Origin of the sequence: Streptomyces sp. NPDC057638 (assembly GCF_042800315.1) — a bacterium.
GTDB lineage: Bacteria > Actinomycetota > Actinomycetes > Streptomycetales > Streptomycetaceae > Streptomyces.
This window is the reverse complement of record NZ_JBHVHF010000497.1, coordinates 1-3,706: the sequence shown is the minus strand read 5'-3', so window position 1 is coordinate 3,706 and position 3,706 is coordinate 1. Positions and strand designations below refer to the sequence as shown.

Genomic DNA, 3,706 nt, shown 5'->3' with positions numbered 1-3,706 from the left:
GTCCACGGAGTCGGCGTCCGGGGCGGGCACGGCGCCCTCCCCGTCGGCCCGGTCGGCGGCCCGCCGCAGGGCCCCGGCCACCGCCGTCGCCGCGCCCCCGGCGGCCCGCTGGGCCCGTCGCGCCCGCTCGGCCGCCTCCCGGCTCTCCCGCGAGCGCGCCAGGGACAGGCGCAGCGCGGCCGCCTGGGCGAGTACGGCCATGGCGGCGGCATAGGGGTCGCCCACGGTCTCCCGGCGCAGCTCGTCGAAGTCCGGCGTCTCCGTGAGGAAGGTGATGACCCGGTGGTTGAGCAGTCGGGACGGCTCCATCTCCCCGGGCTCGCGCAACCGCACCCTGACCTTGTAGGCCCCGAGGAAGGTGTCGGCCAGCAGGTCGACGGCGTGGTCATGGCCGTCGCCCAGTTCCTCGGCCAGATCGCGCAGCGCGGTCGACTGCTCGTAGGCGTCCTGCCAGGCGATCCGGTCGAAGTGGTCCGCGACGACGGCCGTCGTGTGCCGCACGGGAGCGGTGGAGCGGCCCAGCCACGCCCCGGAACGGCCCGCCAGATCATCGAGCCGGGCCGGCGTCCCGTCCCGTTGTTCGCCGCGCACATCCCCGGTCCCGCGTCCCGTTGCCCTCCATGAGGTTCTCTCTTCCTCCGCGTTCACAGCTGGGCCCGCACCAGCCCGGCGTCCAGGCCGAGTGCCTCGGTGAGGACGCGGGCCCGTACCGCGCGCTGACGCCCGGTCACCCGGTCGATGGTGGTGGTGGAGCGCCCGGCGCCCACCGCCTCGGCGCGCAGCTCCTCCAGCCGCTTCCCCGCCGTGGCGAGCTGGTGGTGGGCTTTTCTGATGACCCATTCGCTCAGTGCCTCGCGGGACTGTCCGGCCATGGCGTCCAGTTGTGCCTCCAGTTCCTCGATGGTGTCGGCCAGGTCGAGCGCCTCCTTGGCGTCGGGGTTGACCAGGTGCAGCACCGCACGCTCGACGACCGGGCGTTCGGCGGGGGAGGCCCACAGGACGTGGGTGAGCACCGACAGGTCGCGCTCGGTGACCGCCGGGCGCCCGTCGAGGTAGGCGGAGGCCTGGAGCAGCCCCACCGCCTGGCGCCAGCGCCGGTCGGAGGCGATGAGTTCCTTGCGGCGCAGGGCGGCCCGCAGGGTGCAGACCGCGTCCACGATCGGGTCGGGGACGTCCACGGCCGGGACGTCCTGCGTCACGGCCCGCCGCAGCGCTGTCAGTTCGACCGTGGTGCGTGCCGGTGCCGCCGGACGGCTGACGGCCGAGCGGACCAGCGCGGCGAAGTTCGCGGGGTCCGTCAGGTATCCGACCTCGATCCGCACCAGCAGCCGGTCGTAGATCGCGGCCGAGTCCTCCCCGCTGGGCAGCTCGTTGCTCGCCGTGATGGCCCCGATCAGGGGGCAGCGGATCGGTTCGCCGCCGCTCTCGGGGTGGTAGATCCGCTCGTTGAGATAGCCCAGCGTCTCGTTGAGCGCCGCGGTGGAGCACTTGAAGATCTCGTCGATGAACGCGATGTGCGCGGTGGTGGCCCGGCCGTCGTAGACCTGGCGGTACTCGCCCCGGGCCAGCGCGGCGACGTCGATGGGGCCGAACATCCTCGTCGGTGCGGTGAACTTCGACAGGAGGATCTCCCAGTAGGCCGCGCCCTCGACCCTGCCCGTGAGTTCCCGGGCCAGCTCGGACTTGGCCGTGCCGGGCGGACCGAGCACCAGCGAGTGCTGCGCGGCCAGGAGCGTCACCATTAACGTCCGTACCACGTCGGTCCGTTCGTAGAAGCGGTCCGACAGTTCGTCGCCGATCGCCCGCAGCCTCCGCGCGGTGTCCCGCGCTTCCTCCGGTTCCCGTGTGCCGTGTGTGTCGTGCGTTCCCAATCTCCGCTCCTTGCCTGACGGGCCGTCGGGCCGTTGGGGGGGTGATGGGTTGATGGGGTGATGGGTCGGCCCGCCCTCCGACGTTAGACGACAGGAGGGGGAGGGGAGAGCGGGAGGCGGCAGGGTGGGCCGTTCCGCTGTGCGCGGACTCCGGGCGGGCTCGGCCGACAGGTTTCTCAGACGTCCTCCGTCAGCAGCTCCTCCACCTCGGCCGCGAAGAACAGGGCGGGATCGAAGCCCATCGGGGCGAAGTGACCGGCGAGTTCCAGGGAGAGGAGGCCGTGCAGCCGGGTCCAGAAGGCGAGGGCCCGGTGCAGGGCCCCGGGGGGCGCGGGATGGCCGGACGCCCAGTCGCGGTGCTCCGCCAGATGGCGGCTGAAGGGGGTGGTGCGGGTGCCGGGGCCGAGGGCCGCGCACGCGTCGAGCAGGACCGTCATGATCTCGGAGGAGATGTCAGTGATGTCCTCGGGCGCCTGGTATCCGGGGACGGGCGTGCCGTAGATGAGGAGATACCGCTGGGGGTCCGCGAGGGCCCAGCCGCGCACGGTGTGGGCCAGCGCGGCGAGGTCGGCACCGTCGGCGGCGGCCGTGCGGACGGTGTCGGCGAGACCGCGGTAGGCCGTACGGATCAGTTCGGTGATCAGCTCGTCCCGGCTGGCGAAGTAGCGGTAGAGCGCGGGCCCGCTGAGGCCCATCTGCTTGGCGATGGCGTTGAGGGAGAGCGCGGAGGCGCCCGCCGTGGCGATCTGCTCCCACGCGTGTGCCGTGATCTCGGCACGTACCTGCGCCCGGTAGCGCTCCCGTGGGGTCCGCGTCTCCGGCTCCGCCATCGACCGCCGCCTCTCTCAGCCGTTCCGGCTATAGCTCCAAGATTTCGTTAGAAGCTATCACGGAGGCTGTTGACCGGGCGCTCCGCGATGAGTTAGAACTTCTCACGTAACAAAGAGTCTCTAGCCATTCGGGATGTACGGCGGGCATCCCACGTCTGTCCGACGGTCCGGCATCTCGCCCCTCGTGCCGCGCCGCGCCCGCCCGGCGGAACGCCCGCCGACGAGGCGATGGCGGGTCCACCGACCGGCCGCGCGCACCGGCCGCCGGCTTCCACACCACGGACGACCCGCCCCTGACCGGCGACCCGCGCCACGACGACCCCTCCCCTGACCGACGAAGGGAACCACCATGTCCGGCATCCGCGGTACCGGCGTTCGCGCCACCCTGTGCACCATCCCGCTCGTGCTCGGTGTGCTCGCCACCTCCGCCGCGCCCGCCGTCGCCTCCGCGGCGCCCACCCCCTCCCCGTACCTGACCTGCCAGGGGAAGGGTGTCGACCCGGACGCCCTGGTCCGTCACCGGACCGAGACCGTGATCGAGGCGCCGCTGGCGACCATCTGGAAACTCCAGGCCGATGTGGAGCGCTGGCCGTCCTGGAAGTCCGCCGTCACGAGCGCGGAACGCCTCGACCACGGGCCGTTCCGCGCGGGCTCCTCGTTCCGGTGGACGATGCCGGTGCCGCCCAACCCCGTGACATCCGCGCCGAGTCTGGAGATCACCTCGACCGTCAAACAGCTCAGGCGCGGCTCCTGCGTCCGCTGGACCGGCCCCGCGATCGGTACGGGAGTGCGGATCGACGGCGTCCACGTATGGAACTTCACCACGGTCGAGGGCGGTGTGCGGGTGAGCACCGAGGAGAGCCACACCGGTGCCCTGGTCGAGGCGAACGTTCCCGTCGCCACCGAGATCCTGCGCCAGGGGCTCGACGCCTGGCTGCGCGATCTCAAGACCGCCGCCGAGGCCCGCGCCCGCGGGTGAGCTACGGCCCGGCCGGGCGGGACCTC

3 protein-coding genes and 1 pseudogene are annotated in these 3,706 nt (G+C 72.5%); 1 reads left to right on the top strand and 3 read right to left on the bottom strand.

All coding sequences use genetic code 11. From position 1 onward, the window contains the following. From ACFVIM_RS33900 to ACFVIM_RS33890, 3 genes and pseudogenes are all read right to left on the bottom strand, one after another. Positions 1-591, bottom strand: a pseudogene (locus ACFVIM_RS33900) (hypothetical protein); the annotation flags it as partial. A 53-nt stretch (positions 592-644) separates the two neighbouring features. Beyond that, a complete protein-coding gene (locus ACFVIM_RS33895) occupies positions 645-1,871 on the bottom strand; it encodes an AAA family ATPase (RefSeq protein WP_384309866.1) in 1,227 nt (408 codons plus the stop codon). Between the two features lie 176 nt (positions 1,872-2,047). Then, the gene (locus ACFVIM_RS33890; RefSeq protein ID WP_384309863.1) at positions 2,048-2,701 is read right to left on the bottom strand and encodes a TetR/AcrR family transcriptional regulator; all 654 of its coding nucleotides are present in this window, start codon (positions 2,699-2,701) and stop codon (positions 2,048-2,050) included. 349 nt (positions 2,702-3,050) lie between these two features. Between ACFVIM_RS33890 and ACFVIM_RS33885 the strand changes: the two genes are divergently transcribed. Next, positions 3,051-3,680 (top strand): SRPBCC family protein, encoded by a 630-nt coding sequence (locus ACFVIM_RS33885; RefSeq protein WP_384309860.1) that lies wholly within the window; start codon positions 3,051-3,053, stop codon positions 3,678-3,680. Positions 3,681-3,706: the final 26 nt, after the last annotated feature.

What these genes read in the sequence shown, in the direction of transcription:
- ACFVIM_RS33890 (WP_384309863.1), bottom strand. Translation starts at nt 2,701, where the DNA reads ATGGCGGAGCCGGAGACGCGGACCCCACGGGAGCGCTACCGGGCGCAG.
- ACFVIM_RS33885 (WP_384309860.1), top strand. Translation starts at nt 3,051, where the DNA reads ATGTCCGGCATCCGCGGTACCGGCGTTCGCGCCACCCTGTGCACCATC.